This window comes from Arthrobacter subterraneus, from assembly GCF_900099735.1.
Lineage (GTDB): Bacteria > Actinomycetota > Actinomycetes > Actinomycetales > Micrococcaceae > Arthrobacter_D > Arthrobacter_D subterraneus.
In genome coordinates this window covers 1-2,751 of sequence record NZ_FNDT01000048.1, presented here as the reverse complement: position 1 = coordinate 2,751, position 2,751 = coordinate 1, and the positions used below count along the sequence as shown (strand labels likewise).

At 59.9% G+C, this 2,751-nt stretch carries 3 protein-coding genes; 1 reads left to right on the top strand and 2 read right to left on the bottom strand.

Annotated elements, in window-relative coordinates; translation table 11 throughout:
• Positions 1-87: 87 nt before the first annotated feature.
• Positions 88-387, bottom strand: coding sequence for a hypothetical protein (locus BLS52_RS18125; RefSeq protein ID WP_090588580.1), 300 nt, complete (start codon positions 385-387; stop codon positions 88-90).
• A gap of 37 nt (positions 388-424) precedes the next feature.
• Positions 425-586, bottom strand: a complete 162-nt coding sequence (locus BLS52_RS18120; protein WP_090588579.1) for a zinc transporter permease — start codon at positions 584-586, stop codon at positions 425-427.
• A 191-nt stretch (positions 587-777) separates the two neighbouring features.
• Here BLS52_RS18120 and BLS52_RS18950 point away from each other — a divergent pair, with 191 nt between their 5' ends.
• Positions 778-2,280, top strand: coding sequence for an FAD-dependent oxidoreductase (locus BLS52_RS18950; protein WP_090588577.1), 1,503 nt, complete (start codon positions 778-780; stop codon positions 2,278-2,280).
• The last annotated feature ends 471 nt before the right edge of the window (positions 2,281-2,751 follow it).

Sequence of the window (2,751 nt, the reverse complement as noted above, 5' to 3'; positions counted from 1 at the left end):
CCGAAGGTGAGGGAGAGAAGACCGCGGACCCCGCCTCCAGCCATATGGACCACAGGGTCAGTGCCAGCGCCGCCGATACTCCCTCGGCTACGGGCCCGTTCTAACTGTCTTCATTTCACCGTCAAGCATTTCCCGCCGGACGCGTAGGGCGACTCCCTGTTGCAGGTGAGTACGGTTCAGGGCTGCTAGTACGTGCGGTGTGGCGTCAGGATCGAGTAGAAACAACTCGCCTTCCTCGTTGACGAGCGCATATCCGCTCTCCACGCAGTGGCCCATCACGGCGCATTCGATCGTGTGTTGGCGTGCCCGGTCAGCCAGCTCAGCATGCGGGTACTTCCGGAGGCAGGCCAAGTCCACGACGTAACCCTGCGGCGCTTCCTTGTGCATCGGTTCGCCGCCTCTCAACTTGTTAGCACCGTCATCGCTAGTGTTCGTCGTAGTGGCCGTCGTGTTCGGCGTGCCAGTGACCGTCATGGAGATAGTCGAGGTGATCACCGTGCTGCCGGTTTTCGTGTCCGCACTTTTCCCCGTGCGAATGTTCCTCGTGGGATTCGTGCTCCCGATGCTCTGTCTGGTTCTCGCTCATTTGTTTGTTCCTCCCTTCGACCTCTGCTGTGGGGTTCCTCCTACGACGGTAGGCCTGGTCTTTCACGGGGGTCAACCCTCTGGCCAGTGTGATGTGTGGGTGCGTAGTGTTGGTCGTAAGTAGCCTTATTTGTCCGGGGTGAGGTTCATCCGTGAAAGGAGTAGCGAGTGAGCTTTCCTGCCAGCCGCCACATGTCTCCCTGGGTTGACACCATGTCCGTCCCGGAACTGGGGTCAACACGTTTCAGGAACGACGCATCCGATGTTCTGGTCCTGGGGGGAGGTATCACGGGGATCACCAGTGCGCTCCTGCTCCAGCGGGCAGGACTGAAGGTGACGGTAGTGGAGGCAAGACGACTACTAAGCTCGGTGACCACCCACTCGACAGTGAAAGTGACGTACGGTCACGGAACCCTGTACTCGAAGATCGAGCAGAAGCTGCGATTCGATGCTGCAGCTGCATATGCGGAGGCCAACGTCGCCGGGTTTCAACAAATTCTCGATCTCGCCAACGGCCTGAATATTGACTGCATGCTTGAGGTGGGCCACCCGCACGTTATTTACGCCGAGCGGCCCGAGGAGGTTCAGGTTGTGGAAGCCGAAGCCCGGGTTGCGGAGCGAATCGGTTTGCCGGTCACGCTCAGCCCGCACGCGCCGGTTCCGTTTGACGTTGCCGCCGCTGTTCACTTCCCTGATCAGGCGTACTTCCATCCTGGGCGTTATCTTGCCGGACTGGCTGAAGCATTTATCCGGGAGGGCGGCAACATAATAGAAGGGGTGCGGGCACGGGATGTCAACGAGGACAACGAGACCTGCACCGTTGACACGACAGCCGGAGAATTAACCGCCGCGCACGTCGTCGTCGCGACGCACTACCCCTTTCTGGACCGGGGCGGTCAGTTCAGCAGAATGAAGGCGACCCGTTCCTATGGCATAGCAGGAGTTTTACCCGAAAGAGTCAAGGCGGGAATGGCCATCAACGTTGGTTCCCCGACCCGTTCAACACGCACTGCCACACTCAACGACGAGGAACTGCTCATCGTTGTTGGAGAGGGCCACGATGTCGGCCATATCTCGGACACTGAGCAGCGCTGGGCGCAGCTACAGCAGTGGGCGCAGGAGCGTTATGGTGTCACCGAGTTTCGATACCACTGGTCAGCTGAAGAGACAAGCACGCTTGACCACATTCCCTTCGTCGGTTTCGCGACTCCGAAGTCGAATCGGGTTCTTTTGGCGACGGGGTTTGCCGGGTGGGGAATGACGAACGGCACGGCGGCCGCCATGCTCATGCGAGACTTGGTGGTTGGGCAGGACAACTCGTGGGCGAGCACGTTTGATGCCCGCCGCGCTGAGACGACCCTGCCGGGCAAGGAGTTCGTCAAGCACAACCTTCACATCGGTAAGGCATGGTTGAAAGACCGGGTCGGCGGGTCGCCAGAGGGCCCGGTGGAGGAACTGAAGCCCGGTGATGCCGCTGTGCTGGAGGTTGACGGTGAGCAGACGGCAGCCTACCGCGACGAGCAAGGTGTACTGCATCAGGTGTCCGCTGTGTGTACCCATATGGGGTGCACGGTGGGATGGAACAACGGTGAAAGGAGCTGGGATTGCCCGTGCCATGGTTCCCGTTTCGACCCGGACGGCCAGGTCTTACACGGTCCAGCGTCCAAACCTTTACCCAAGCGGGAACCCAGCTGATCCGGTCCTCCACCCACTGACGAAGGGCCGTATACACCTCCACTTCATCCGTCGACGACAAACCCTTGCCGAACTCATCGCACTAGAAACCGCGTAGCCGCCGTTAATTCCACGCGGATCGGGTAGCCCGCCAGATGGCAGGAATCCGTCCCCTCAAAAGTTGAGGGGCTTATAGGGCTATCCGGAAGTGGTGCTGAGCTCGAGTAACGACGTCACGCAGGAGCTCAGCAACACATGAGGGAACCCTTCCGCGATCCGGTACCAGATGGTGCGTCCCGCTCGACGGGAGACTACGAGCCTTGCGGCGCGTAACTGGCGTAGAGCGTAGGACGCAGAGTCTTCATTGATGCCTAGGGCCAAAGCAATGTCCCCAACGCGGAATTTTTCAAGTCAAGCGGTACCAAGGTGAGTTAGACGGAGGTTAGGCCGCCGTTTCTCCGGCGGTTTCGGTCGGTTGGTTGATCCATGCCG

Bases quoted from the DNA above. Each gene is read 5' to 3' on its own strand.
- BLS52_RS18125 (WP_090588580.1), bottom strand. From the start codon at position 387: ATGCACAAGGAAGCGCCGCAGGGTTACGTCGTGGACTTGGCCTGCCTC.
- BLS52_RS18120 (WP_090588579.1), bottom strand. From the start codon at position 586: ATGAGCGAGAACCAGACAGAGCATCGGGAGCACGAATCCCACGAGGAA.
- BLS52_RS18950 (WP_090588577.1), top strand. From the start codon at position 778: ATGTCTCCCTGGGTTGACACCATGTCCGTCCCGGAACTGGGGTCAACA.